General features: G+C 67.9%; 19 protein-coding genes. 14 read left to right on the top strand and 5 right to left on the bottom strand.

What is annotated here, in order from left to right; genetic code table 11:
* Positions 1–142 precede the first annotated feature (142 nt).
* Entirely contained in the window at positions 143–1,570 is a 1,428-nt protein-coding gene (locus EAO27_RS14640; protein ID WP_242770963.1) for a caspase family protein, read from the top strand.
* Positions 1,571–1,582: 12 nt separating this feature from the next.
* Positions 1,583–2,170 carry a hypothetical protein gene (locus tag EAO27_RS14645; RefSeq protein WP_242770965.1) on the top strand — a complete coding sequence of 196 codons (588 nt, stop codon included), beginning with the start codon at positions 1,583–1,585 and terminating at the stop codon, positions 2,168–2,170.
* A 12-nt stretch (positions 2,171–2,182) separates the two neighbouring features.
* Here the strand turns inward: EAO27_RS14645 and EAO27_RS14650 are convergent, their stop codons facing one another.
* Together EAO27_RS14650 and EAO27_RS14655 are read right to left on the bottom strand one after the other, a co-directional pair.
* The gene (locus EAO27_RS14650; protein ID WP_242770967.1) at positions 2,183–3,577 is read right to left on the bottom strand and encodes an MATE family efflux transporter; all 1,395 of its coding nucleotides are present in this window, start codon (positions 3,575–3,577) and stop codon (positions 2,183–2,185) included.
* A gap of 131 nt (positions 3,578–3,708) precedes the next feature.
* The gene (locus tag EAO27_RS14655; protein WP_242770969.1) at positions 3,709–4,287 is read right to left on the bottom strand and encodes a Pycsar system effector family protein; all 579 of its coding nucleotides are present in this window, start codon (positions 4,285–4,287) and stop codon (positions 3,709–3,711) included.
* A 162-nt stretch (positions 4,288–4,449) separates the two neighbouring features.
* On the opposite strand from EAO27_RS14655, the gene EAO27_RS14660 reads away from it, so the two are divergent.
* The 7 genes from EAO27_RS14660 to EAO27_RS14690 all read left to right on the top strand — a co-directional run bounded on the left by EAO27_RS14660 (position 4,450) and on the right by EAO27_RS14690 (position 15,978).
* Entirely contained in the window at positions 4,450–4,686 is a 237-nt protein-coding gene (locus EAO27_RS14660; RefSeq protein WP_242770971.1) for an acyl carrier protein, read from the top strand.
* Positions 4,687–4,781: 95 nt separating this feature from the next.
* Entirely contained in the window at positions 4,782–5,984 is a 1,203-nt protein-coding gene (locus EAO27_RS14665; protein WP_242770973.1) for an aminotransferase class I/II-fold pyridoxal phosphate-dependent enzyme, read from the top strand.
* 113 nt (positions 5,985–6,097) lie between these two features.
* On the top strand, positions 6,098–8,059 hold the full coding sequence (locus EAO27_RS14670; protein ID WP_242770975.1) for an ATP-binding protein: 1,962 nt from the start codon (positions 6,098–6,100) through the stop codon (positions 8,057–8,059).
* A 188-nt stretch (positions 8,060–8,247) separates the two neighbouring features.
* Complete coding sequence (locus EAO27_RS14675; protein WP_242770977.1) at positions 8,248–9,294, top strand: retroviral-like aspartic protease family protein; 1,047 nt, start codon at positions 8,248–8,250, stop codon at positions 9,292–9,294.
* Positions 9,295–9,326: 32 nt separating this feature from the next.
* Complete coding sequence (gene pdeM, locus EAO27_RS14680; RefSeq protein ID WP_242770979.1) at positions 9,327–10,037, top strand: ligase-associated DNA damage response endonuclease PdeM; 711 nt, start codon at positions 9,327–9,329, stop codon at positions 10,035–10,037.
* Between the two features lie 153 nt (positions 10,038–10,190).
* Positions 10,191–13,025 carry a TonB-dependent receptor gene (locus EAO27_RS14685; RefSeq protein WP_242770981.1) on the top strand — a complete coding sequence of 945 codons (2,835 nt, stop codon included), beginning with the start codon at positions 10,191–10,193 and terminating at the stop codon, positions 13,023–13,025.
* 136 nt (positions 13,026–13,161) lie between these two features.
* Positions 13,162–15,978: a TonB-dependent receptor gene (locus EAO27_RS14690; RefSeq protein ID WP_242770983.1), complete on the top strand. Its 2,817-nt coding sequence runs from the start codon at positions 13,162–13,164 to the stop codon at positions 15,976–15,978.
* 178 nt (positions 15,979–16,156) lie between these two features.
* Here EAO27_RS14690 and EAO27_RS14695 read toward each other — a convergent pair whose 3' ends face one another.
* Complete coding sequence (locus EAO27_RS14695; RefSeq protein ID WP_242780600.1) at positions 16,157–17,251, bottom strand: fatty acid desaturase; 1,095 nt, start codon at positions 17,249–17,251, stop codon at positions 16,157–16,159.
* 126 nt (positions 17,252–17,377) lie between these two features.
* Here EAO27_RS14695 and EAO27_RS14700 point away from each other — a divergent pair, with 126 nt between their 5' ends.
* The 5 genes from EAO27_RS14700 (at position 17,378) to EAO27_RS14720 (ending at position 22,506) form a co-directional block, all read left to right on the top strand.
* On the top strand, positions 17,378–18,553 hold the full coding sequence (locus tag EAO27_RS14700; protein WP_242770985.1) for an N-acetyltransferase: 1,176 nt from the start codon (positions 17,378–17,380) through the stop codon (positions 18,551–18,553).
* The gene (locus EAO27_RS14705; protein WP_242770987.1) at positions 18,553–18,840 is read left to right on the top strand and encodes a putative quinol monooxygenase; all 288 of its coding nucleotides are present in this window, start codon (positions 18,553–18,555) and stop codon (positions 18,838–18,840) included. The genes EAO27_RS14700 and EAO27_RS14705 overlap by 1 nt, the downstream gene beginning before the upstream one ends.
* Positions 18,841–18,943: 103 nt before the next feature.
* Positions 18,944–20,377 (top strand): DUF1800 domain-containing protein, encoded by a 1,434-nt coding sequence (locus EAO27_RS14710; RefSeq protein ID WP_242770989.1) that lies wholly within the window; start codon positions 18,944–18,946, stop codon positions 20,375–20,377.
* Between the two features lie 3 nt (positions 20,378–20,380).
* Positions 20,381–21,499: a DUF1501 domain-containing protein gene (locus tag EAO27_RS14715; RefSeq protein ID WP_242770991.1), complete on the top strand. Its 1,119-nt coding sequence runs from the start codon at positions 20,381–20,383 to the stop codon at positions 21,497–21,499.
* Positions 21,500–21,579: 80 nt separating this feature from the next.
* On the top strand, positions 21,580–22,506 hold the full coding sequence (locus EAO27_RS14720) for a class II glutamine amidotransferase (protein WP_242770993.1): 927 nt from the start codon (positions 21,580–21,582) through the stop codon (positions 22,504–22,506).
* Between the two features lie 108 nt (positions 22,507–22,614).
* Here the strand turns inward: EAO27_RS14720 and EAO27_RS14725 are convergent, their stop codons facing one another.
* Together EAO27_RS14725 and EAO27_RS14730 are read right to left on the bottom strand one after the other, a co-directional pair.
* Positions 22,615–23,001, bottom strand: a complete 387-nt coding sequence (locus tag EAO27_RS14725; RefSeq protein WP_242770995.1) for a hypothetical protein — start codon at positions 22,999–23,001, stop codon at positions 22,615–22,617.
* A gap of 32 nt (positions 23,002–23,033) precedes the next feature.
* Positions 23,034–24,908: an acyltransferase family protein gene (locus EAO27_RS14730; protein ID WP_242770997.1), complete on the bottom strand. Its 1,875-nt coding sequence runs from the start codon at positions 24,906–24,908 to the stop codon at positions 23,034–23,036.
* Positions 24,909–24,939: the final 31 nt, after the last annotated feature.

The raw sequence follows: 24,939 nt of genomic DNA on the forward strand, positions 1-24,939 counted from the left end.
AGCGTCAAGCGGGCCGGCACAAGTTTTTTGCGGCGGTCCGGAAGCGGCGCAGGGTGACCGCCCGATTCGGAGGCACACCCGCCCCTCCACCCCTACATTTTTCCGCGTTGCGCCCCCGCGGCCGACGACGCACAGTCGGCGCATGACCGCGAGTCGTCCGATCCTGGGGCTGATCGGCCTTTTGCTGCTCTGCCTGCTGCCCGCGCGCAGCGGTGCGGAGCCGGTTGCGCCGCCGAAGAAGATCGCGCTGATCATCGCCAATTCGACCTATCAGAGCGCCGAATGGCCGGCGCTCAAAAACCCGGTGAACGATGCGCGGCTGCTGCGCGAAACGCTGACGGGGGTCGGCTTCGAGGTCCAGGTCCCCGCGATCAACCTGCCGCGCGACGCCTTGCAGAAACGGCTCGCCGACTTCGCCGCGATTTCGAGCGCGCTGCCCGAAAATTCGATCGCGCTCATCTATTATTCGGGCCACGGCATCCAGGTCGACGGCGTCAATTACGTCGTCCCCGTCAACGGCGCCTCCTTCCTCGAGGTGGAGAATGCGGCGGGCGCCGGGCGCGAGAAGATATTGAGCCAGAAATATGTCTCACTGAACCATCTGCTCGACTCGTTCGGACTCGCGCGCCGGTCGCTCGGCGGCATCGCCAACATCCTGATCCTCGACGCGTGCCGGCTCAATCCGCTCGACGGGCGGACGCGCAGCGGGTCGCGGCCGAAGGGGCTGGCCGACGTCCCCAACACCGCGAACAGCCTGATCGCCTTCGCCGCGTCGCCGGGCACCGCGGCGCTCGACGGCGACGGCGGCAATTCGCCTTATGCCATCGCGCTGTCGCGCGAGCTCAAACAGCCCAAGGTTCCGGTCGAGTTGCTGTTCAACCGCGTGACGTCGAGCACGCTGGCGCTGACCGACGGGTTGCAGCGCCCCGACTATCGCGTCGGCCTGTCGGGCTTCTTCTGCTTCGGCGGCTGCGACGCCACCGCCGCGACGGCACCGCCGCCATCGCCGGTGGCGGCCGCACTGCCCGGCCGCGAAAAGGGTCCGGCATCCGCCGCCGCGACCTTCGCGCCGCCCGAAACCGTGAGCGCGGCGGGACTGGTCGTCGGCCGCTATCCGGTCACGCAGGCGCAATATCGGCTCTGCGTCGAGGAAGCGGGATGCAGCGCGGCGGAGGACGCGCTTGCCGAACCGAACCAGCCGATGGTCGGCGTCAGCTGGGCGGGCGCCGCCGACTATGCCGCCTGGCTGTCGCAGCGCACCGGCGAGACGTGGGAGCTGCCGACCGCCGACGAATGGCAGGCGGTCTTCGCCCCCTTTGCCAAGGGACCGCGCACCGCGAACCGCCGCCTGCCGCGCGTCGACACCGCGACCGAGCCGCCGGGCCAGCCAGCCTATGTCGGCAAGATCCTCGAATGGACGGCGAGCTGCGCGGGCGCCTCGGCCGCATGCGGGGTGCGCACCGCGATGGGCGCGGCCTATGACGGTGCGGCCGAGGATCTGCTGGCACGACACGAATTTCCGGCCGAGGGGACGGGCAAGAAACTGGGGTTCAGGCTTTTGAAGAAATAGCGGGAGGGGACCATGACGATCGATGCGATGGCCGGCGCAAAGGGCCGGATGCTGCTTGCGGCGGCGATGCTGGCGGGCGGGCTGGCCCTTCCGGGGACCGCCGAGGCGAAGCCCAGGGCGCCGATATCGAAATGGTTCTGCGCCTCGCTGACCGGGGCGAACTTCGACCCCGCCGCCGCGATCGCCGCCTTCCCGCTCGAAAAAATGCCCGCGGCCGAGGAGAAGCGCGAAAGCAAGACCGACGGCGACGGCGACATCACCCATTATGTCGAGCTGGTGGCCGAAGGCGAGCTGTTCGAGGTCAGCTATCGCTACGCCTTCAAGAATGACGAGGTCACCGAACCCTATGGCTTTTCGCTGAAGGTCTATGCCTCCTCCTATCCCGAATCCGACGCCTTCCGCGATGCGATGGAGGGCTGGGTCAAGGAGTTCGGCAAGCCCCAGAAGGCGATCATCGGCGAGGCCGTCTACGCCGGACCCGAAATGTACGCGGGCGGTCCGCGCATCTTTCACATCGGCCATTGGGGCGACAGCGCGGTGATGGAAGCGGCGTGGTGGTCGCGCCCCGACTATAAATATGCGCAGGAGCTGTGCAAATAGCGCGGCCGCGCCTCAGGGCAGCAGCCCCAGGGTGCGGCGGCGCGACCAGCGCCACAGCAGCAGGCCGGCGACGACGATGAGCCCGACCGCGAGCCCGATCCAGACCCCGACCCCGGCGAGCGGGGTCCAGAAGCCGAGGTAGATGGCGGTGCCGTAACCCGCGATCCAGTAACCGCAGATCGCGATGACCATGGGGGTGCGCGTGTCCTGAAGCCCGCGCAGCGCGCCCGCCGCGACCGCCTGCGCCCCGTCGAACAGCTGGAACGCGGCGGCGACCACGAGGAACTGCATCGCGAAACCGACCAGCGCCGCGTTGCGCGCCGCGTCGACGTCGACATAGATCGACAGCACGAGCGCGGGGAACAGCCACATGATCGTCGCGGTGACGCCCATGAAGCCGATGCCGAGGATCATCGCGGCGGTGCCCGCGTGGCCGATGCCGCGATGGTCGCGCGCGCCATAGGCGAGCCCGACGCGGATCGTCGCCGCCTGCGCGACCCCGAAGGGAATCTGGAAGGCCAGCGCCGCGACCTGCAGCGCGATCGTGTGCCCCGCCAGTTCGGTCTCGCCGATCCGCCCCATCAGGAAGGCGGCGCCGGTGAACAGCCCCGCCTCGGCGAGGATGGTCAGGCTGATCGGGGTGCCGATGCGCAGCATTTCGAAGAAGCGCGTCCATTCGGGACGCCACCATTTCCCGAACAGATGATAGCGCCGCAACCGCCGGTCGAACTGGATCACGACGACATAGGCGAGCAGCATCAGCACGCTCGTCAGCACGCTCGACAGCGCCGAGCCGTGAAAGCCGAGCGCGGGCATGCCGAGGTTGCCGAAAACGAGCGTCCAGTTGCCGAGCGCGTTGGCGCCGAGCGCGAGGAAGGTGATCGCGGTCGCGATCTTCGGCCGGCCGAGCGCCGACACGAAGATGCGCAGCACCGCCGCGGCGATCATCGGGAACATGCCCCACATCAGGATGAGCAGGAACCCCGCGGCGCGCGCCGCGGTTTCGGGCGGCTGCCCGGTCGCGAGCATGATCGGCCCGCCCGCGACGCAAATGCCCATGAAGGCGATCGATATCAGCAGGCCGAGCCACAGCGCCATGCGCACCGAGCGCCGCACCTCGCGCACCGCATGCTTGCGGCGCCCGAGTTCGGCGGCGATCAGCGGCGCGACCGCGCCGACCAGCCCGCTGCCGGTCCACAGCAAAAGCCCGAAGATCGCGACACCGAGCGACGAGGCGGCGAGCGCGGCGTCGCCGAGCCGTGCGACGAAGATCACGTCGATCGCATGGACGAGCATCTGGAGCAGGTTCGCCGCCGCCAGCGGCCAGGCGAGCGCGAGCGTCGCGCGAAACTCGTCGCGAAGACCCGACGGAACGTCCGCGGTCAGGGTGGAGGCCTGCTGAAGCATAGCCGGCCCGGTTAGGCGCGGACCGCGCCCGGTTCAATCCCGGTCGTTGCGATCGCGCCATTTCAGGCGCCGCGGTGGCAAAATGGCAACAACGCCGCCCGCGCGTGCCCGCGCGGCCCGACGCACCGCGCCTAGCCTGTCCACAGCATCGCCATCTCGACCGCGAAGGCAATGAAGGTCAGCGTGAGCCCGATGACGAACAACCGGTAGGCATAGGCGAGATAGCGATATTTGCGCCGCGCGAGCACGATGCCGTTCTGGTAGGTATCGCGCAGCATCGTCTCGTAGAGATCCTCCTCGGTCCGGAGCCGCGCCTTCACCGCATCGATGAACTCCTGCTCCTCCATCTGCGCGAAGCGGCCGAAGAAGAGGATGTTGCTGTGGTCCTTGCCGTCCCTGTAGACGATCGGCGGCGCCTTGCCGACGCGCGGCAGCACCGCCGAGATCGCGAGCAGCGCCGACAGGAAGGAAAAGGTCGCGAGGATCGCCAGCGGCACCGCGAGCGCCCCTGCCCCCGCGCGCGCCTGCCCGATCGCCAGCGTGAAGACGACGAAGGTCGCGCCCATCAGGATCGACGCCTTCTGGTCCGCCATCTGCGACAGGTTCATCGTGAGCTGCTGGTTGGTCCGCACCAGATGCACCGCATTGGGCGGAAAGCTGATCGCGGGCGGCGGCACCGTCGCCTTCGTTTCGTTCGCGTCGTCGCTCATAGCCGTCCCCTGCCACGCTGCTGTTGGTGCGACCCGCCCCAGCGATGGCATGTTCGCCGGATTGCGGCAAGATGCTGCCCGATTGCCGCCGCATTCGCTTGCCAAGCGGGCGGTGGCGCGGCATGCCCGCGCGCAAGTTTCTTACCTTGACGGGACATCATCATGAGCACCGCGCTGCGCGACCAGATTCACGGCCTGATCGAGCCTTTCAACAAGAAAGGCGTCGAATTGACCGACGCGACCACCTTTGCCGGCGACCTCGAATGGGACAGCCTGACCGTGATGGACTTCGTCGCCGAGGTCGAGGACACCTTCGACATCATCATCACGATGAACATGCAGGCCGAGATCGAAACCGTCGGCCAGCTGATCGCCGCTGTCGAGAAGCTGCAGGGCTGAGGCTGTCGTGATCCCCGGCGAAAGCCGGGGTCCATGCGGAGCCGCGCAACATATCTGGACCCCGGCTTTCGCCGGGGAACATGGAAGAACCCAAGATGACCGACCTTTTCTCGAAATTCGATCCGCTGATCCAGCAGCGCGCCGACCTTCTCGCCACCGGCGTCACCGATCCGTTCAGCCTCGTCATGGAAAAAGTGGTCTCCCCCACCGTCGCGATCTGCAACGGGCGCGAGACGATCCTGCTCGGCACCTACAATTATATGGGCATGACCTTCGACGAGGACGTCATCGCCGCGGGCAAGGACGCGCTCGACAAGTTCGGCAGCGGCACCACCGGCAGCCGCGTGCTCAACGGCACCTATCAGGGCCACAAGGAGTGCGAGGACGCGCTCAAGGAATTTTACGCCATGGACCATGCCATGGTGTTCTCGACCGGATACCAGGCCAACCTCGGCATCATTTCGACGATCGCGGGCAAGGGTGACTATGTCATCCTCGACATCGACAGCCATGCCTCGATCTACGACGGCTGCAAGATGGGCGACGCCGAGATCGTCGCCTTTCGCCACAATGATATCGACGCACTCGAAAAGCGCCTGAAGCGCCTGCCCGCCGATGCCGGCAAGCTCGTCGTGCTCGAAGGCGTCTATTCGATGCTCGGCGACATCGCGCCGCTCAAGGAAATGGTCCGCATCGCCAAGGAAAATGGCGCGATGGTCCTCGTCGACGAAGCGCATTCGATGGGCTTCATCGGCGAACATGGCCGCGGCGTCGCCGAGGCGCAGGGCGTCATCGACGACGTCGACTTCATCATCGGCACCTTCAGCAAGAGCGTCGGCACGGTCGGCGGTTTCTGCGTGTCGAACCACCCGAAGTTCGAAATTTTGCGGCTCGTCTGCCGTCCCTATGTCTTCACCGCCTCGCTGCCCCCCAGCGTCGTCGCGACCGCGGCGACGAGCATCCGCAAGCTGATGCACGGGTCGAACAAGCGCGCGCATCTGTGGGAAAATTCGAAGGACCTGCACAAGGGACTTCGGGCTCTCGGCTTCACCCTCGGCACCGACGAGCCGCAGTCGGCGATCATCGCGGTGATCATGCCCGACCTCGAAAAGGGCGCGATGATGTGGGAGGCGCTTCTCGAAGAGGGGCTCTACGTCAATCTCGCGCGGCCGCCGGCAACCCCCGCGGGCATGACCCTGCTGCGCTGCTCGCTCTGCGCCGAGCATTCGAGCGACCAGGTCGGCGAGATTCTCGGCCGCTTCGAACGCGCGGGCAAGCGCGTCGGCATCATCGGCTGAGGCACCGGCGTCCGCCGACCAGCGGATTCCTTTTCGCGACGAGTTGAAGCGGCCCGCGCGCCGCGACTCGTTCGCGGCTTTGCCCGGCCGTCCATGTCCGGTACAACGCCCCCGTGTTCGAGAGGGAATTCGACAGCGAAAATGAAAGCCGGCGCGACCGCGTCCGCTTCTGGCTGACCGTCGGCGTCGGGGTGATCCTGACGAGCATCGTCGTCGCACTCGTCACGCTGCTCGTGCGCACCAACGACAATTACGACCGCTCGCTCGCGTGGCAGGCGCACAGCCTCGAGATCATCTCGCAGACGCGCTCGCTCGACGCGTCGATCGCTCGCGCCGAGGCGGCGCTCGGCCGCTTCGCGGTCGGGCTGCAAAAGGAGGACGGGCGCGTCTTCCAGCAGCAATGGGGGATCGCGCAGCAATATCTGCGGCTGCTGACGCGCAACGTCCGCGACAATCCGAAGCAGGCGGCGCTGGTCGCCGACCTCACCAAGGAGTTCAACCGCCGCGGCGCGCAGCTCGGCGACGCCGCGCTGAGCGCCAACTACCGGCAGACCGTCGCCGCGATTTCCAAATATAACGCCGCGGGCCACGACGCCGCGCTCTCGCGCATCGATGCCATCCTCAGCGAGCTGATCCGCAACGAACGCGCGCTGCTGCGCGATCGCAACCGGCTCGCTGCGGCGGACCGCACCAGCTTCAACCAGGCGATCCTGCTCTTTTCGCTGCTCGGCGCGGCGGCCGCGGTGATCGCCATCGGCGCCACCTTCTCGTTGATCCGTGCCGACGGCGAACGCCGGCTCGCGCGGCGCGAGCAACTTGCGGAAAGCGACCGCGCGACGTTGCTCGAAGCCGCGGTCGAGGAGCGCACCGCCGAACTCGCCAGGGCGAACGTCGCGCTGCGCAGCGAAATGGCCGACCGCGCCGCCGCGGAGGCGCAACTGCGTCAGGCGCAGAAGATGGAGGCGGTCGGCCAGCTCACCGGCGGCATCGCGCACGACTTCAACAACATGCTCGCGGTGGTCGTCGGCGGGCTCGAACTCGCGCAGCGCGTGATTGCCTCCGCTCCCGAAAAGGCGCAGCGCCACCTGAGCAATGCGATGGACGGCGCCAACCGCGCCGCCGACCTGACGCGGCGCCTGCTCGCCTTCGCCCGCTCCGAGCCGGCGCGCCCCGAAATGCTCGTCGTCGACGACAGCATCACCGCGTTCGCCGAACTGATCGAACGCACGATCGGCGATCGCATCGCGCTGACGCTCGACCTCGGCGCCGGCGACCTTGCCTGCTGGCTCGACCGGCAGCAGTTCGAAAATGCGCTGCTCAACCTCGCGGTCAACGCGCGCGACGCGATGGAGGGCCATGGCGCGCTGACGATCCGTACGCTGCGCGACGAGGAACAGGAGACGGCGGCGCTGGCGGTGCAGGTCATCGACACCGGCTGCGGCATGTCGCCCGCGGTGCTCGAGCGCGTCTTCGATCCCTTCTATACCACCAAGCCCGCGGGCCAGGGCACCGGGCTGGGCATGAGCCAGGTCTTCGCCTTCTGCCGCCAGTCGGGCGGCGAGGTGCAGGTGACCTCGACCGAGGGCGAAGGGACGCGCGTCGCGATGCTGCTGCCCGTCGCGAAACATTTCGACGCGGCCGAACCCGAAGCCGTGTCCGCCCCGGCAGCTGTGGCCGAAGCCGCCGGCGAAACGCTCCACATCCTGATCGTCGAGGACGACGCGCGCGTGCTCGCGGCGACCGCCGACGCCGTCGCCGAACTCGGGCACCGCGCGGTCACGTGCGACGACCCGCGCGAGGCCGCCGCGCTCGTCGAGCAACACGGCTTCGACCTGATCCTGTCCGACGTGCTGATGCCCGAACTGACGGGCCCCGAAATGGTCGCCGCGCTGAAGGAGCGCTGGCCCGACCTTGCCGTGCTTTTCGTCACCGGCTTCGCGGGCGACGCCTCCGAAATCGCCAGTTTCGGGGACCATGACGTGCTCCGCAAACCCTTCACCCTCACCCAGCTCGACGAGGCGATCCGGCGCAGCACCGACCCGCGCCCGGCGGAAAAGATCGCCGCCTTCGGCTAGGGGCCGGCGACCGGAGGCGCATCCTGCGCCCCTCCGCGCTCCGTTTCCATCGCCGCCGCTCGCCGTCCCGCGAGGAAAGGCAAGCGTCTCGAAACCCCGAAACCGCCGCTGCCTTCCGGTGCGTCGCCCGCTTGCAGCGAAGGCGCGCGAGGCGTAGACTGCGGGCAAATATAATGAGGATGCCCGCGATGACCGATCTTCTCAGGCGGCCCATGATCTGGACGGCGCTGGTCGCCGCTCCCTGGCTCATCGCCGCGAGCCCGCTGGTACAGACGACGACGCCCGATGGACCGCCGGCGGTTCCCGCCCCTGCCCCGACGTCCGCCGAAACGGGACTGACGGGCGAGGTCACCCCCTTCATCCAGCCCTTCGACCTCGACGCAACACGGCGCATGGCGGTCAAGGTGATGGTCGGCGGACAGGGACCCTTCTCCTTTCTGGTCGACACCGGCGCCGAACGCACCGTGATCGCGAGCGAGCTCGCCGAGCGGCTGGAGCTGGCGCACGGCCAGAAGCTGCGACTGGCCACGATCGGCAGCTCGACCGAGGTGCAGAGTTTCCGCGTCGCGGCGCTGAGCATGACCGACCTGCACATGGCGCCGTTCGACGCACCGGCCTTTGCCGGACGCCACATCGGAGCGGCGGGACTGATCGGGGTCGACATGCTTGCCGACCGCCGCATCCTGATCGACTTCCGCCGCGAAACGATGGACATTCTCGAAACGCGCAAGCGCGCGCATGCCATCATCGATGACGACGATGCAATCGTCGTCACCGCGCGCAACATGGCGGGACGGCTGATCCTGTCGGATGCGCGGATCGACGGCCGGCGCGTCGACGTGATTATCGACACCGGCGCGCAGACCAGCGTCGGCAATCTCGCGCTGCAACGGCTCGTCGCGACGCATCGCCAGCATCGCTTTCCCTTCTTCCCGACCGTCCTCAACGCGGTGTCGGGCGAAGCGGTACCCGCGACGCGCACCGCGATCCGCCAGATCAAGATCAACGGGGCCGAGGTCAACGACCTGCCCGTGTCCTTCGCCGACAGCCAGGCCTTTCGCGCGCTGGGGCTCGAAAAGCGGCCCGCGCTGCTGCTCGGGATGGACAGCCTCGCGCTGTTCGACCGGGTCGAGATCGATTTCCCGAACAAGCGCGTCGTGTTCGAGCTGCCCAGCGGCGCCAGCCGGAGCACGGGCCAGCGCTACGCCGCCAACGAAACGCGGCGCGGGAGCTAGACGCACGCCGGCGCAGCCGCCATAGCGCCGCCATGCCCGCCACGCCGACGTTCGACTTTGCCGGTCACCGCTTTGCCCTGCTCGCCGAACGCGCGCTGTTCTGGCCGCGCCACCGCGCGCTGATCGTCGCCGACCTGCACCTCGAAAAGGCGAGCTGGTACGCCGCGCACGGCCAGCCGCTGCCGCCCTATGACAGCCACGACACGCTCGACCGGCTGGCGACGCTGGCGGACCGGCTGCACGCCGAGGCGATCTGGTGCCTCGGCGACAGCTTCCACGACCGCGCCGCGTCCGAACGCATCGCCCCCGCGGTCGCCGAACGGCTGCACCGGCAGGCAGGCGCCGCGAAGCTCGTGTGGATCGCGGGCAATCACGACGGGCTCGCCGGCGGCGCGTGGGGCGGCACCGTCGCCGACGAGATGGTCGTCGACGGCATCGTCTTTCGCCACCAGTGCGACCCGGGCGACACCCGCCCCGAGATTTCCGGCCATTATCATCCCAAGCTGCGGGTGAACCTGCGCGGGCGCCCCGTGTCGCGGCCCTGCCTCGCGGGCGATGCCCGGCGGCTGATCCTGCCCGCCTTCGGCAGCCTGACGGGCGGGCTCGACGTGACCGACCGGGCGATCGCGGCCAATTTCGCCGGCGACTATCACGCGATGCTCGCCGCGGGGGACAAATTGCTCTCGCTGCCGTGCCGCGCGACGCCCGCCGATGACGCTACGGCAATGCGGCGCCGCGGCTAAACCCGCAAAAACGGGCACTTTACAGCCTGTGACCCAAAAGCCGCACTCGCCAAAAACCTGCCGCGAAAGCGCCGCCTCGGCTGGATCAGCCTGTTATAATGCGTAAGAATGCACCCCGATAATAACAACGAAATGTTGAGAGGAGTGCCCGATATGAAATCCCATACCCTTTGTGCTGCCCGCCTTCTGCGCACGAGCGCGCTCGGCGTCTCGCTGGCGATCACCAGCGTCGCGGTCCCCGCCTTCGCGCAGGATACGGCCGCTGCCGCCGATGACAGCGCCGACAGCGAAATCGTCGTCACCGCGCAGGGCCGCGCGCAGCGGCTCGCCGACGTGCCGGTCGCGATCTCGGCGGTGAATGCCGAAGCGCTGCAGAACAGCGGCGCGAACGACATCCGCCAGCTCAACCAGGTTGCCCCCTCGCTGTTCGTCTCGTCGACGGGTTCGGAAGCCAACGGCTCGGCACGCATCCGCGGCATCGGCACCGTCGGCGACAACCCCGGCCTCGAAAGCTCGGTCCCCGTCTTCATCGACGGCGTCTACCGCTCGCGCTCGGGGATCGGCCTCAACGAACTCGGCGAGATCGACCGCGTCGAGGTGCAGCGCGGCCCGCAGGGCACGCTCGGCGGCCGCAACTCGTCGGCGGGCCTGATCAGCGTCTATTCGAAAAAACCCGAATTCCAGTTCGGCGCGACCGGCGAGGTGACCTACGGCAACTATGATTACTGGCGCCTCGGCGGCAGCATCACCGGGCCGATCACCGACACGATCGCCGCGCGCCTCGACGGCGTGTGGGTGAAGCGCGACGGCTTCCTGCGCGACGCGACGAACAACACCGACGTCAACAACCGCGACCGCTATTTCCTGCGCGGGCAGTTGCTCTTCGAACCGACCGACGCGCTGTCGATCCGGCTGATCGCCGACTATACCTATCGCGACGAGAAATGCTGCGGCGCCATCTATATCGACAACAGCGTCAACCCGACGATCGGCAACCTCAACAATCCGTCGCCGCTGCCGCTGCCGCCGGGCGCGCCGATCCCCGCCAACGCCAACAACATCATCACCGTGCTGCGCGACCTCGGCCAGCCGATCGGCGCCTTCAACCAGGGCTTCGACCGCAACATCTCGGTCACGCCGGGACGCAGCTTCGCGGGCGAGACCAAGGATTACGGCTTCTCGGGCCAGATCGACTATGATTTCGGCGGCGCCAAGCTGACCTCGATCACCGGTTACCGCGAATATCGCTCGGGACAGGCCGGCGACCTCGATTATGGCGCGGTCGACATCCTCTATCGCGCGCCCAGCGACAACGCCTATCGCCAGTTCCACACCTTCACGCAGGAACTGCGCCTCCAGGGCGAGGCGTTCGACGGCAAGCTCGACTGGCTCGTCGGCGGCTTCTACGCCAATGAAAAGCTGACGGTGCGCGACAATCTGCGCTTCGGTACCGAATATGGCCAGTTCGCGGCGTGCCGTCTCGTTTCGGGCAGCTTCGCCTTCGCCTACGGCCCGACCCAGCCGGGCTGTCTCAGCCCCGCGGGCCGCGCGGGCCTGCTAGCTGCGAACGGCGGCGCCGGCCAGTTCGGCGCGGCAACCCCGCTGCTGCTCGGCGCGATCGACCGGTTGAGCACGCTCAGCGACAAGGGCTCGATCGACGACCAGTATCGCCAGAACGGCACCAACTGGGCGCTGTTCACGCACAACATCTTCCACATCACCGACCGGCTCGATTTCACCTTCGGCGTGCGTTACACCCACGACAAGAAGAAGTTCGCCGCCAGCTTCACCAACGACAACACGATCTGTACCGCGAACCAGGCCGCAATCGGCGGGCTGCTCGCCAACGCGGCGCTGCAACCGCTCGTCGCGGGCATCCTCGGGCTGAGCTGCCAGGGCAATTCGACCGCCGAACTCAACGGCGTGTCGATCAACGACCAGCGCAGCGAGGACGAGTTCACCGGCACCGCGATCCTGTCGTACAAGCCGGTCGACGACCTGATGGTCTATGCGAGCTATTCACGCGGCTACAAGGCCGGCGGCTTCAACCTCGACCGGTCGGCGCTGAAGAATCCGGTGATCACCGGCGCGAACCCCAGCTCGACCTTCGCCGCGGTCGGCGGCGCGCAGGGGCTGGTCGGCAAGCTGCAGTTCGATCCCGAACTGGTCAACAGCTACGAAATCGGCGCCAAATATGCGACCGGTCCGTTCAGCCTCGGCCTGACGCTGTTCCGCTCGGACTTCGAGAATTTCCAGCTGAACACCTTCAACGGCACGGTCTTCCTCGTCCAGAACATCAACGGCTGCGAGGCTGATCTGGCGGGCGGCGACCGCGACCAGAGCAAATTCCCCGGCGCGCCCAATTACAACGCCGGTGCCGGCGCGACCGGCGCGTGCGCGACCGACAAGGTGGGCTGGGGCGTGCGCTCGGAAGGCTTCGAACTCGAAGCTTCGCTGGCGCCCGCGCCCGACTTCCGCATGACCGCGGGGCTGACCTATGCGAAGACCAAATATCGCAGCAATCTGGTCGGGACCAAGACGGGCACGCCGCTCGACCAGGCGCTGCGCCTGCTCCCCGGCAACAACATGTCGAACGCGCCCGAACTGGTCGCGACCGGCAGCGTCGCCTGGACCCCGGAGATCGGCAGCAGCGGGCTCACCGGCCTCGTCTACATCGATGGCCGCATGACCAGCGACTACAACACCGGCTCGGACCTCTTCCCGCAAAAGGAACAGGACGGCTACGCCATCTTCAACGCGCGTCTCGGCCTGCGCGGCCGCGACGAGAAGTGGGGCATCGAGCTCTGGGCGCAGAATATCTTCAACAAGCAATATTCGCAGGTCGCGTTCAACTCGCCGTTCCAGGAGGGGGCGACCTCGACCGGCACCGCCTTTGCTGACCCGCAATATCCGGGCGGCCGCCAGATCTTCTCGATGTTCCTTGCCGAACCGCGCACCTATGGCGTGACCCTGCGCGGCAAGTTCTAAACAGCCAAAGCTCCTCTTTTCAGAGGCTTCGGAACCGCCCGTATCCCTCGTGATACGGGCGGTTTTCTGCTATGGTGGTTTTACAAAAATCAGTTATCATCGCTGAGAATAAAAAGAGCCTGGTGGGAGGAATACAATGAAAAATGGTGAGAGGAGAATTGCGTCCGTCGTACGTTGCAGCGCGCAGGGCATTGCCCTGACGGCGGCCCTGCTGGCGATGCCGGCCTGGGCGCAGGACGCGGCGCCGCCGACGGCGACGACCGACGACGACACGATCATCGTCACCGCGACACGGCGCAGCGAGCTCCTGTCGGACGTGCCGATCGCGGTCTCCGCCGTCTCGGGCGACACGCTCGAAAAAACTGGCGCCACCGACGTCCGCGCGCTCGGCCAGGTCGCCCCGTCGCTGCTCGTCTCGGGCGCGACGAGCGAGGTCAATTTCACCGCACGCATCCGCGGCATCGGCACGGTCGGCGAAAACCCCGGCCTCGAATCCTCGGTCGGCCTGTTCATCGACGGCGTCTATCGCAGCCGCACCGGGGTCGGCCTCTCCGAACTCGGCGACATCGAGCGTGTCGAGGTGCTGCGCGGCCCGCAGGGCACGCTGTTCGGCCGCAACTCGACCGCAGGGCTGATCAACATCGTCACCAAGGGACCCGACCTCAACGGCTTCGCCGGCAAGGGATCGATCTCCTACGGCAATTATGATTATTGGCGCGTCGACGGCATGATCAACGCGCCGCTCGGCGAAACCGCGGCGGTGCGCATCGACGGCGTCTGGCAACAGCGCGACGGCTTCCTCAAGAATGTCACGCCGGGCGAAGCCGACATCAACGACCGCGACCGCTGGCTGGTGCGCGGACAATTGCTGTTCGAACCCAGCGACGCGCTCAAATTCCGCCTGATCGCCGACTATAGCGAACGCAAGGAAAACTGCTGCGGCGGCATCCTGCTCAACCCCGTGCGCAACCTGTCGCGCGGCCCCGACGGCTTCCCCGTCGCGTCGGCGAACACGCTGCTGCCGCTGCTTCAGGCGATCGGCGCAAACCATCAGGTCGCCCCCGCCGGCACCAGCTTCATCCGCCAGCAGGCGACGACCCCCGGGGTCGACTATCGTTCGGACACCAAGGACTGGGGCGTGTCGGGCGAGCTGACCTGGGACCTCGGCGGCGCATCGCTGACCTCGATCACCGCCTATCGCGACTACAAGAATGCACAGGGGCAGGACGCCGATTTCAGCGCGCTCGACATCTTGCGGCGCACCGATCTCGACCGTCGTTTCCGCCTGTTCACGCAGGAACTCAGGCTGCAGGGCGAAGCGTTCGACGGACGGCTCGACTGGCTGATCGGCGGCTATTACGCCAACGAGCGGCTCGATGTCGACGACGACATCGTCTACGGCGCCAATTACGAGAAATTCGCCAACTGCCTGCTCTTCGCACAGGCGCTGCCGACGGCGGTGCTGCCGGGCAACGCGCACTGCGTCAATGTGCCGGTGGTGCAGGGAACGATCGCGGGCCTGTCGGCGCTCCCCGTCGGCGATCCGCGACGCGCATCGATCCCGCTCCTGTCGGCGCTGATCGCCAACCCCGCGCGGCCGGGCTTCGGCTCGCTCGCCGCGGCGCTCGGCCAGCCGAACCTCGCGATCAACGGCACCGGCAACGCGGGATCGACCTTCGACCAGAAGAGCCGCAACTTCGCGATCTTCACCCACAACAGCTTCGACATCATCCCCGACCGGCTGACGCTCACCGTCGGCGCGCGCTACACCAGCGAACGCAAGACGCTCGACGCCGATGCCAATTTCAACAACGGCATCTGTTCGCTGATCGTCAATTCGCCGTTCCAGTCGCTCGCTTCGCTGCCCTGCGTGATCAACGGCACCGCCCCCGACCTGCCGCGCGGCAGCGCCGGTACCAAGTTCAAGGACAATGAATGGACCGGCACCGCGGTGCTCAGCTGGAAACCGACCGACGAGCTGCTCGTCTACGGCTCGGCGTCGAAGGGCTACAAGGCGGGAGGCTTCAACCTCGACTTCTCGGCGCTCGACCGGACGTGCAACACGACCTTCGACACCGCCTGCGCCGCGCGGCTCGCGCTGCCCGCCAACACCCCGGGCAACGGCCGGCCCGAAGCGAGCGACCTGCAGTTCGCGAGTGAAAAGGTCGACGCCTATGAATTCGGGATCAAATATGACGGCCCCGGCTTCGACGTGAACCTCGCCGCCTTCTATCAGGAATATAGCAACTACCAGCTCAACACCTTCAACGGCGTCAATTTCGAGGTCACCAACATCCAGGCGTGCAAGGACGACCTGAACGGCGCCGACAGCGACGGGTCGGCCGCAACGGGTGCCTGTGCCCCCGACCGGCTGAAACCCGGGGTGCGTGCGCAGGGGATCGAGATCGAGACCTTCCTGCGCCCGGCGCGCTACCTGTCGATCAACATGGGGCTGACCTATGTCGACACCCTCTATCGCCGCAACCTCGTCGGCACGGGCGGCCGCCCGCTGTCGCCGGTGCTGTTCCAGCTGCCCGGCCGCGGCGTATCCAATGCGGCGAAATATGTCGCAACCGCGGGGATCAGCTGGACCCCGCCGATCGGCAGTTCGGGGCTGACCGGGCTCGTCTATCTCGACACCCGCCTGCAAAGCGACACCAACACCGGATCGGATCTCGACGTCGAAAAGATCCAGGACGGCTTCGCGGTCTTCAACGGCCGCCTCGGCCTCTACGGTGCCGAACGCCGCTGGGGCATCGAGCTGTGGGCGCAGAATATCTTCAACAAGCAATATTACATGATCGGCGCCGACATGCCGCTCCAGGGCAGCGGCACCTTCCGCGCCGTCGCGGCGCCGGCGTCGTCGGGGCTGGCGGGCACCGCGAACCAGCTGTTCGTCGGTTTCCCGGGCGAACCGCGCACCTATGGCGTGACGCTGCGCGGACAATTCTGATCGGAGCTCTCCCCCTTCCCGCCTCTGCGGGAGGGGGCGACCGGGGCGACATGCTCCGATCGCTGGGAAGGGTCCGCCGCGGCCGGGGCACTGTCGCGACGGACCCTTTCTTGTTTCCGCTTCCCGGGCCCCTCGGCGAATGGCAGACACGCCGCCGCGCGGCGGCGATTTCAGCCGCTCAGGACAGCGCCGGTCCGCCGCGCGCCGAATTGGCGACCAGCCGCACCACCAGCCGCGGCAGCCCGCCGTAGTTCGCGCCATGATATTGCGAATCCGCCGGCAGCGCTTCCTTCAGGCGGCGATGCGCCTCGGGCAGCGCATGATAGGGCACGCCGGGCAGCAAATGGTGCAGCGCGTGATAGCGCAGCCCGACCGGCGCCCAGATTTCGGGCAGCAGCCCGGGGGGCGGCACGTTGACGCTGTCGAGGAACTGCGCGGTGACGGTCAGTTCGCCGCCGTCATTTTCCCACAGATGCGCGACGAGCGTGCGGATCTGGTTGAACACGAGGCTGGCCGAGGCGATGGCGCCGAAGATCAGCAGCGCGCGCAGCGGCACCCAGCCGAGCACCCCCGCCACGATCAGCAGCGTCGACCACGCCCAAGCCCCGCCCTCCTGCCAGGCCCATTGGCGGCGGAACTCGCCCTCGGGCGGGCGGCGGCGGAACAGCGGGTTGATGATCAGCCCCGAATAGCGCTCCATCACCACCCGGCGCAGCGGCGGAATCGCGAGCGACAGCGGCGTCAGCACCGCGAAGCGGAACAGCAGCGCGACCGGCGCGAACGCCGCGGCGATCACGAACAGCGGCACCGTCCACGGCTTCATCAGCGCGAGCGGCAGATATTCGGGGTCTTCGGCGGTGCCATATTTGGTGCGATTGTGGTGCAGGCTGTGGATGCCCTCGTACAGGAAGGAAGGGATCAGCAGCGGCACGCCGACCAGCGCATTCCACGCGAGGCGGAACCCCGGCAGCGCATTTTTGCGGATATGCGTCAGCTCGTGGATGAAGCTGCCGGCGCGATAGAGCGCGAGCACCGCGACGAGCGCCGCGGCGAGCATCCACGGGGTCGACGGCGCGAGGATCGCGGCGGCGACGCCGGCATAGCCGAGCAGCGTCGAGGCGAGAAAGTCGGTCCAGTAGATGGCCCGGCTCGGCTGGACGAGGTCGCGCGTCAGTTCCGACGCCGCGCGCAGCATCGCCATATCGTCGGCGATCGCCGACTTGGGAGCTTTCGCCGCGGGTCGCATCGAGTGGCGATCGACGAGGGTGTTCATTGCTAGCATGCCCAAACCTTGATCATGATTTCGTGGCAGCATCATGGCTAAATGCGGGTCGCCAGCGCCACACCGATGCCCTAATGCGTCGCCAACATATAGGCATTGCAACACGGGAAACCAGCCATGGCCGCACATCACGAAGGCCCCGTCACCATCCACCCGGTCCTCGACAAGGCCGACCGGCGCGAGTTCGTCGAGCTCGCCTATCGCCTCAACCGCGGCGACCCGGCGTGGGTTCCGCCGCTCAAGGACGAGGTCTACGGCCTGCTCACCCCCGGCAAGAATCCGTGGTTCGAGCACGGCAAGGCCCAGCTGTTCACCGCGCGCCGCGACGGCCGCACCGTCGGGCGGATCTCGGCGCATATCGACGCGCTCGCGCTCGCACAGCCGGCCGAACAGGGCATGGGGCCCGGCACCGGCAACTGGGGCCTGCTCGAGGCCGAGGATGCCGAGGTCGCGCACGCGCTGCTCGTCGCCGCCGAGGACTGGCTGCGCGGCCAGGGCATGACGCGCGCGCTCGGCCCGCTGTCGATCTCGATCTGGGACGAACCCGGGCTGCTCGTCGAGGGTTTCGACGAGGCCCCGACGATCATGCTCGGGCACAACAGCCCGCTCTACCGCGCGTGGATCGAGGCCGAAGGCTATCGCCCCGCCAAGAAGCTGCTCAACTATTCGGTGCCGATCGTCGACGGCTTCCCGCCGCTGGTGAACCGCATCGTCGCGGCGGGCGAGAAGAATGAGCGCATCCGCGTGCGCAAGGTCGACAAGCGCCGCTTCGATGCCGAGGCGAAGCTCATCATGGGGCTGCTCAACGACGCCTGGTCGGACAATTGGGGCTTCGTCCCGCTGACCGACAGCGAGATCGCCTATGTCGGCAAGAAATTGAAGCAGATCGTGTTCGAGGACCTGATCCGCGTCGCCGAACTCGACGGCGAACCCGTGGCCTTCATGATCGTCCTCCCCAATATCAACGAACTGCTCATCGACATGGAAGGTTCGCTCCTTCCCTTCAACTGGGCGCGGCTGCTGTGGTGGCTGCGCAAACCCAAGTGCAAGACGCTGCGCGTGCCGCTGATGGGGGTGGCGAAGAAATTGCAGAACAGCCGCATGGCCAGCACGCTCGCCTTCATGATGATCGAACATATCCGCCGCGACGGCGTGGCCCATTTTGGCGGGCAGTATGGCGACATCGGCTGGGTGCTCGACGACAATCAGGGGATGAACGCCGTCGCCGGCGCGATCGACGCGACGGTGAACCGCGTGTATCTGATCTACGACAAGCCGCTGGACGCCGGCTGATGCTCAAGGTCATCGCCGAGGATTTCATCAGGCCCGGCGCGATCCCCATCGTCCTGCCGCTCTACCGCGAACTGGTCGACAGGACGCGCGCCGAGCCGCTGTGCATCGCCTATGAGCTGTTCGAGGACCAGAAGGATCCCGGCCACTTCGTCTTCATCGAACAATGGCCCGATCGCGCCGCGCTCGACCTGCATTGCCGGACCGAACATTTCACGCGGCTCGTCCCGCTGATCAACGCCCACCAGCGACGGGAGGGCAGCTTTATCCTGATGGACGCGGTCGCGTGACACCGGCCGATCATGATATGAAAACGAGCGGGCGCGCATCCGCGACGGCGGGACAAGTTTGCGACAATTGGCGTCCAGCCTGACCGGCGATCGGAAAAAACTTGTGAGTGCAACCCGATATCTTGCCGCCAACCGCTTCGGCCTCGGCCGCCGCGTCGGCGATCCCGACGTGCCCGCGCTGCGCGACGCGCAGGCGGGGCTGCTGCGGCAGCTCGAGGCCTTCGATCCGGCTCCGCCGCCGATCGCCGCGCTCCCCCGCCCCGAGGCGATCGCCGAAACCTATATCCTGTTTCGCGAACAGGGCGACGCGATGCGCCGCGAGGCCGGTGGCATGCCGACGGCCAACGCCCGCGCGACCGAATCGACCCCGCAACGCGAAACGCGCCAGGCGCTCAACGATCTCTATGCCGACGCCGCGACCGCCCGTTTCGCGGTGGCCGTTGCCTCGCCGACCCCCTTTGCCGAACGGCTCGTCCATTTCTGGTCCAATCATTTCGCGGTATCGACCGAAAAGCAGTTCGTGTCGGGCTTTGCCGGCGCGCATGAATTCGGCGCGATCCGCCCGCACGTCATGGGCCGCTTTGCCGACCTGCTGATCGCGGCGGTGCGCCATCCCGCGATGCTGCTTTACCTCGACCAGATATTGAGCTTCGGTACCGACAGCGCCTTCGCCATCCGCACCCGCCGCGCGCGCAGCGGGCCCGGGCTCAACGAAAATCTGGCGCGCGAAATCCTCGAACTCCATACGCTCGGGGTGCGCAGCGGCTATACGCAGACCGACGTCACCGCCTTCGCCGGCGCCCTGACCGGTCTCGCGGTCGCGGGGCTCGGCCGCGGCGCCGCGCGGCGGCTGATCCCCGCCGGATCGCGACCGGGCGACACCGTGTTCGTCGCCGAACTGCACCAGCCCGGCGAACAGACGATCCTCGGCAAACGCTATCCCGACACCGGGGCCGCGCAGGCCGAAGCGGTGCTGCGCGACCTCGCGGTACATCCGGCGACCGCGCGCCACATCGCCACCAAGCTGGCGCGCCACTTCACCGCCGACGATCCGCCGCAACCGCTGGTCGATCGCCTCGCCGCCGATTTCCTGCGCAGCGGCGGCGACCTTGCGTCGCTCTATCGCACGCTCATTCTCTCGCCCGAGCCGTGGCAGGACGGGCCCGCGATGTTCAAGTCGCCGTGGGACTGGTTCGTGTCGATGGCGCGCGGCCTGCCCGTGCCCGCGCTCGGCGAACGCCAGAATGTTGCGGGCCTCCTCCGCCAGCTCGGCCAGCCGGTCTGGCGCCCCGAATCGCCCGCCGGCTATGGCGACACGGTCGCCACCTGGGCGGGATCGGGCGGGCTGATGCAGCGCGTCGAGCTCGCCAGCCGCATCGCCGGGGGCATCGGCGACCGCGCCGACGCGCGCGCGCTCGCGCCGCAACTCCTCGCCGACGCGCTCACGCCCGACCTCGCACAGGCGATTGCGGGCGCCGACACCCCCGCGCAGGGACTGGCGATGCTGTTCGCCAGCCCGGCCTTTCTGCGGAGATAGACGATGATCCTTTCGCGCCGCGCCGCCATCGCCGCCGGGATCGGCGCCGCCGCCCTCCCCGCGCTCGCCTTTGCCGCCGCACCGACCCATCGCCGCCTGATCTTCGTCATCCAGCGCGGCGCCGCCGACGGGCTGGCGATCGCCGCCCCCACGGGGGACCCAGCCTTTGCCGGCGCGCGCGCCGCACTGGCGGCCGAAGCCGCGACCGGGACCCGGCTCGATACGCTGTTCACCCTCCATCCCGCGATGGAGGGTGCCGCCGCGCTGTTCGCCGCGCGCGAGGCGCATGTCGTGCACGCCGTCGCCACCGCCTATCGCGACCGGTCGCATTTCGACGGCCAGAATATCCTCGAAGGCGGCGGCACGCGTCCCTATGGCCGCGCCGACGGCTGGCTGAACCGGATGCTGTCGCTGCTGCCCGAAGGCGAACGCAGCGCATTGGCGGTGGCCCCGTCGGTGCCGCTCGCGCTGCGCGGCGCGCTGCCGGTCGCCACCTATGTCCCCAGTCGCCTGCCGCAGGCCGATGCCGACCTGATCGCGCGGCTGTCGGCGCTCTACGAAAGCGACGCGCTGCTGCACCCCTTGTGGGAAAGCGCGGTCCGGACGCAGGAACTCGCGGGCGACATCGGCGGCAACAACGGGCGCAACGGCGCCGATCTCGGCCGCCTCGCCGCCTCGCTGATGACCCCCGCCGACGGCGCACGCGTGATGATGGTCGAAACCGGCGGCTGGGACACCCACAGCAACCAGCACGGCCGCCTCGCGGGGCAGCTGCGCGGGCTCGACCAGCTCGTCGGCGCGCTGAAGACCGGACTCGGACCGGCCTGGGCCGACACGCTGGTCATCGTCGCGACCGAATTCGGCCGGACCGTCGCAGTCAACGGCAGCGGCGGCACCGACCACGGCACGGGGTCGGCGGCATTGCTCTTTGGCGGCGATCTCGCCCGCGGCGGCACGGTGGCGGCCGACTGGCCGGGGCTCGCATCCACGGCGCTGCTCGCCGGCCGCGACCTCAAACCGACGCGCAGCCTCGAGCGCGTGATCGCCGGGGCCGTCGCGCACCATTATGCGCTCGATCCCGTGCAGGTGGGCCGGGCGCTCTACCCCGAACTATTGGCCTGAGGTCGCAGAGCGCCGAGCGGATTTGGCACGCCGGCACGCCTCGTGTAACCTCGCAGCATGGGGCCAGGGGGGATCAGCCGATGTGCCGGGCGATGATGTATCTGGGCGAGCGCGTCACGCTCGACGACCTGCTCTTCAAACCCGATTCGAGCCTCGTCAACCAGGCTTATATGCCGCGGATGCTCCACATGCTGAACCTCGCGGGGTTCGGGATGATGGCGTGGGATTCGGCGTCGCACGCACCGCTCGAACCGCACCGCTACCGCTCGCCGTCGCTGCCGGTGTTCGACGGCAATCTGAAATCGCTCGCGGTCAAGACGCGCGCCGAATGCGTGATCGCGCACGTCCGCGGGGTCGCCTATTCGACGACGGTCAAGGTGAGCGAGCAGAACACTCATCCCTTTCACTTCCCCGGCGCGGCGGTCGCGATGGCGCACAACGGCGACATCTATCGCATCGGCGAGATGAAGGGCACGCTGATGGCCGATATCGCGCCCGACCTGCTCGCGCAGATATCGGGATCGACCGACAGCGAATGGGTCTATGCGCTGCTGCTCTCGCAGCTTCCCGACTGGCGCGCCGAGCCCGACGGCGACACGCTGATCGCCGCGGTGCAGCGGACGGTCGACATCCTCGAAGCCGCGCGGCGGCACCACGGCATCGCCATCTCGTCGAGCTGCAACCTCTTCCTCACCACCGGCCGCCAGATCCTCGGGCTGCGCCACTGCTTCGACTTCGGCCGCTATCGCACCGGCTCGCCCGACCAGCTGCACGAGGCGAACATGAATTTCCTGTCGATGTGGTTCACCACCGGGCGCGACTACGGCCTCCACGACGGCGAATGGCAGATGGTCGGCGGCGAAGAACCCCCGCGCGCGATCATCGTCGCGTCGGAGCCGCTGTCGTCGAACAGCGCGACGTGGATGCCGGTCCCCGAATATGCGATGGTGCACGCCGAAATGCAGGCCGAGCGTCCGATCTTCCGCGTGGCGCCGCTGGCGCGCTAGGTGGCGCGATGCGTCGGAGGACTATCTTTGAGCGCCGAAATATCTTCGCGCCCTGTACTGGTCGTTTCGAGCAAGGTTGATGAAAAGGTCCGGCCGGTCCTTGACCGATTATTGCCCGCGCCGGTCCGGATCCGGACCGGGCAAGCCGTCGGCGACGATGGCGTCGATTATGGCGCGCCAGGCTGCAGCGACCGAATCACCGTCGGGACCGCCGGTCCCGCCCCCCTGTGCAGCGATCGCACGATGCCCCGCGTCCGTCGCTGCATCGCCGGGATCGCGGATCGCCTCGAGCATGCCTTCGACGACGGGGACCCAGGCTTTCCAGCCATCCCAGAAGGGGTCGGCGGCCTGAACGCTTGCTTCTCCGTCGTGATGCATGTCGTGCGCGGCCCGGCAGGCGCGTTCGAGTGGTGTCATGAATGGCTCCGCGGGCGCTGCCGCAGAAACGCGGGCGTTCTTATCCGCGAGAACGATCAGCTCGGCGCCCGGTTCCACCGCCGGTCAAATATTCGTCCACCCTCCGGCCGTCAGTCGCGGCGCGGCGTCGCAAGCGCCGCGGCGGGCAAGCGCCCGACCATTTCGCGCGACGCCGACAGCGTGAAATGGGTCGTATCGAAATGAAACGGCCGCCCGTCGGGCGCGAACCGGGGGCAGGTGCCGCCCGGACATTCAAGGTCGATCATCGACACATAATGTGCCCCCGTTCCGGCGAGCGCATCGCGCAGCGCCCGGTCGACCCCGACGCGGGTCGTGTCCGCATTGCGCGCGACCATCGCCCCGTCGTCGTTGGCGACAGCGCGCGCCAGCACGCGGGGCATATCCTCTTCATAGCGCATCACCGGCCCGAGAACGGTGACGGCGATGCCGCGGCGGCGCAATTCCCGGACCATCGTCCGCACGCCGCCAAGCTCGTCGGCGCGCCAGTGCGCCGCGATGACGACGCGGTCGACCGCGGCGCCCCGCAACGGTCCGTCGACCGCAAGCCGCATCACGCGCGTGCACCGCGCGTCGCCCGCATAGGGCAGGATCGGCCGGCACCCCGATGCTGTGGCCTGGAGCAGGTGCGCCGCGTCGCCCAGCCGCTCGCGCAGCGCCTGCGACAGATGCGCCGCATGGCTGTCGCCGAGCAACAGGATGTTCGGCCGGGCCGGGTCCGGCGACAGGCAGGCTTCGGTGCGGAAGGCGGGCGATTCGACGGTCACGTGACAGCGGCCGACCCCGAACTGCTCGCGCATCGTCGCCGATTGGGGATAGCGCGCCGTTTCCATGATCCCGGCCACACGCGGGTCGACGGGGCGGACGACGGGAGCGAAGCGCGCGGCGACGACCGCGACGATGGCGACAGCGAGCATGGCGATCGCCGCGACGGCGACGACGCGCCCGGCGGCGCTGTCGCGGTGGCGCGCAAGGAAGGGGCGCTCAATCCAGCGATAGGATATGACGGCGAGCGTGAACGACAGCGCGATCGTCGCCGCCATCTCCCACGGCGCCAGCACGACGCCGCGCTGGAACCGCCAGAAACTCATCACCGGCCAGTGCCACAGATAGAGCGAGTAGCTGATGTCGCCGACGAAGCGCATCGGTGCAAGCGAGAGCAGCCGCGCGGTGCCGCCGCTCTCGCCATAGGCGATGAGCAGCGCGGTGCCGGCGCACGGCAGCAGCGCCCAGGGAACGGGAAAGGCCATGTCGGGGGTGATGACGAACAGCCCCGCGACGATCAGCGCCAGCCCGACGCCGGCTAGCGCCCCCCGCGTTGCCACCGATCGCACCGGCGGGAAACCGCCGAGCGCGACGATCCCGCCCAGCGCGAGTTCCCACGCGCGGCTCGGCAGCATGTAGAAGGCGAAGGCGGTGCTCGGAAATTGCGCCCAGCCGACCGCGAGCGAAGCGAGAAGCACCAGCCACAGCGCCGGCTTGAGGTGCGCCGGGGCGAAGCGGCGCACGAGGATCAGAAAGACAGGGTAGAGGAGGTAGAATTGCTCCTCGACCCCCAGCGACCAGGTGTGCAGCAGCGGTTCGAGCTCGGCGCGCGTCCCGAAATAGGAAACGTTGCGCCAAAACCAGAGGTTCGACACCGACAGCGACGCCGACGCCGTGCTCCATCCCAGATTGGCGAGATCGTCGGGGAACAGCAGGAACGCGCCCGCGGCGAGCGTGACGAGCAGCATCGTCAGCAGCGCGGGCAGGATGCGGACCGCGCGGCGGCGGTAGAAACCCGCCAGCGTGAAGCGGTCCGCCTCCATCTCGCGCACGATGATCGAGGTGATCAGATAGCCCGAGATGACGAAGAAGATGTCGACCCCGATGAACCCGCCGGGGATCGTCTCGAGCCCCGCGTGCACGAGCAGGATCGGAAGGACCGCAACGGCGCGCAGCCCGGCGATGTCGTTGCGATATTGCATGGGTGCCGTGCCTAACTGCTGTCACGCAAAG

It is taken from the genome of Sphingopyxis sp. YF1 (assembly GCF_022701295.1).
Lineage (GTDB): Bacteria > Pseudomonadota > Alphaproteobacteria > Sphingomonadales > Sphingomonadaceae > Sphingopyxis.

Excerpts from the sequence above, each read along its gene's own strand:
- EAO27_RS14695 (WP_242780600.1), bottom strand. The coding sequence starts at position 17,251 with ATGAACACCCTCGTCGATCGCCACTCGATGCGACCCGCGGCGAAAGCT.
- EAO27_RS14705 (WP_242770987.1), top strand. The coding sequence starts at position 18,553 with ATGCTCAAGGTCATCGCCGAGGATTTCATCAGGCCCGGCGCGATCCCC.
- EAO27_RS14675 (WP_242770977.1), top strand. The coding sequence starts at position 8,248 with ATGACCGATCTTCTCAGGCGGCCCATGATCTGGACGGCGCTGGTCGCC.
- EAO27_RS14645 (WP_242770965.1), top strand. The coding sequence starts at position 1,583 with ATGACGATCGATGCGATGGCCGGCGCAAAGGGCCGGATGCTGCTTGCG.
- EAO27_RS14715 (WP_242770991.1), top strand. The coding sequence starts at position 20,381 with ATGATCCTTTCGCGCCGCGCCGCCATCGCCGCCGGGATCGGCGCCGCC.
- EAO27_RS14660 (WP_242770971.1), top strand. The coding sequence starts at position 4,450 with ATGAGCACCGCGCTGCGCGACCAGATTCACGGCCTGATCGAGCCTTTC.
- EAO27_RS14720 (WP_242770993.1), top strand. The coding sequence starts at position 21,580 with ATGTGCCGGGCGATGATGTATCTGGGCGAGCGCGTCACGCTCGACGAC.
- EAO27_RS14685 (WP_242770981.1), top strand. The coding sequence starts at position 10,191 with ATGAAATCCCATACCCTTTGTGCTGCCCGCCTTCTGCGCACGAGCGCG.
- EAO27_RS14730 (WP_242770997.1), bottom strand. The coding sequence starts at position 24,908 with ATGCAATATCGCAACGACATCGCCGGGCTGCGCGCCGTTGCGGTCCTT.
- EAO27_RS14665 (WP_242770973.1), top strand. The coding sequence starts at position 4,782 with ATGACCGACCTTTTCTCGAAATTCGATCCGCTGATCCAGCAGCGCGCC.
- EAO27_RS14690 (WP_242770983.1), top strand. The coding sequence starts at position 13,162 with ATGAAAAATGGTGAGAGGAGAATTGCGTCCGTCGTACGTTGCAGCGCG.
- EAO27_RS14700 (WP_242770985.1), top strand. The coding sequence starts at position 17,378 with ATGGCCGCACATCACGAAGGCCCCGTCACCATCCACCCGGTCCTCGAC.
- EAO27_RS14650 (WP_242770967.1), bottom strand. The coding sequence starts at position 3,577 with ATGCTTCAGCAGGCCTCCACCCTGACCGCGGACGTTCCGTCGGGTCTT.
- pdeM (WP_242770979.1), top strand. The coding sequence starts at position 9,327 with ATGCCCGCCACGCCGACGTTCGACTTTGCCGGTCACCGCTTTGCCCTG.
- EAO27_RS14640 (WP_242770963.1), top strand. The coding sequence starts at position 143 with ATGACCGCGAGTCGTCCGATCCTGGGGCTGATCGGCCTTTTGCTGCTC.
- EAO27_RS14655 (WP_242770969.1), bottom strand. The coding sequence starts at position 4,287 with ATGAGCGACGACGCGAACGAAACGAAGGCGACGGTGCCGCCGCCCGCG.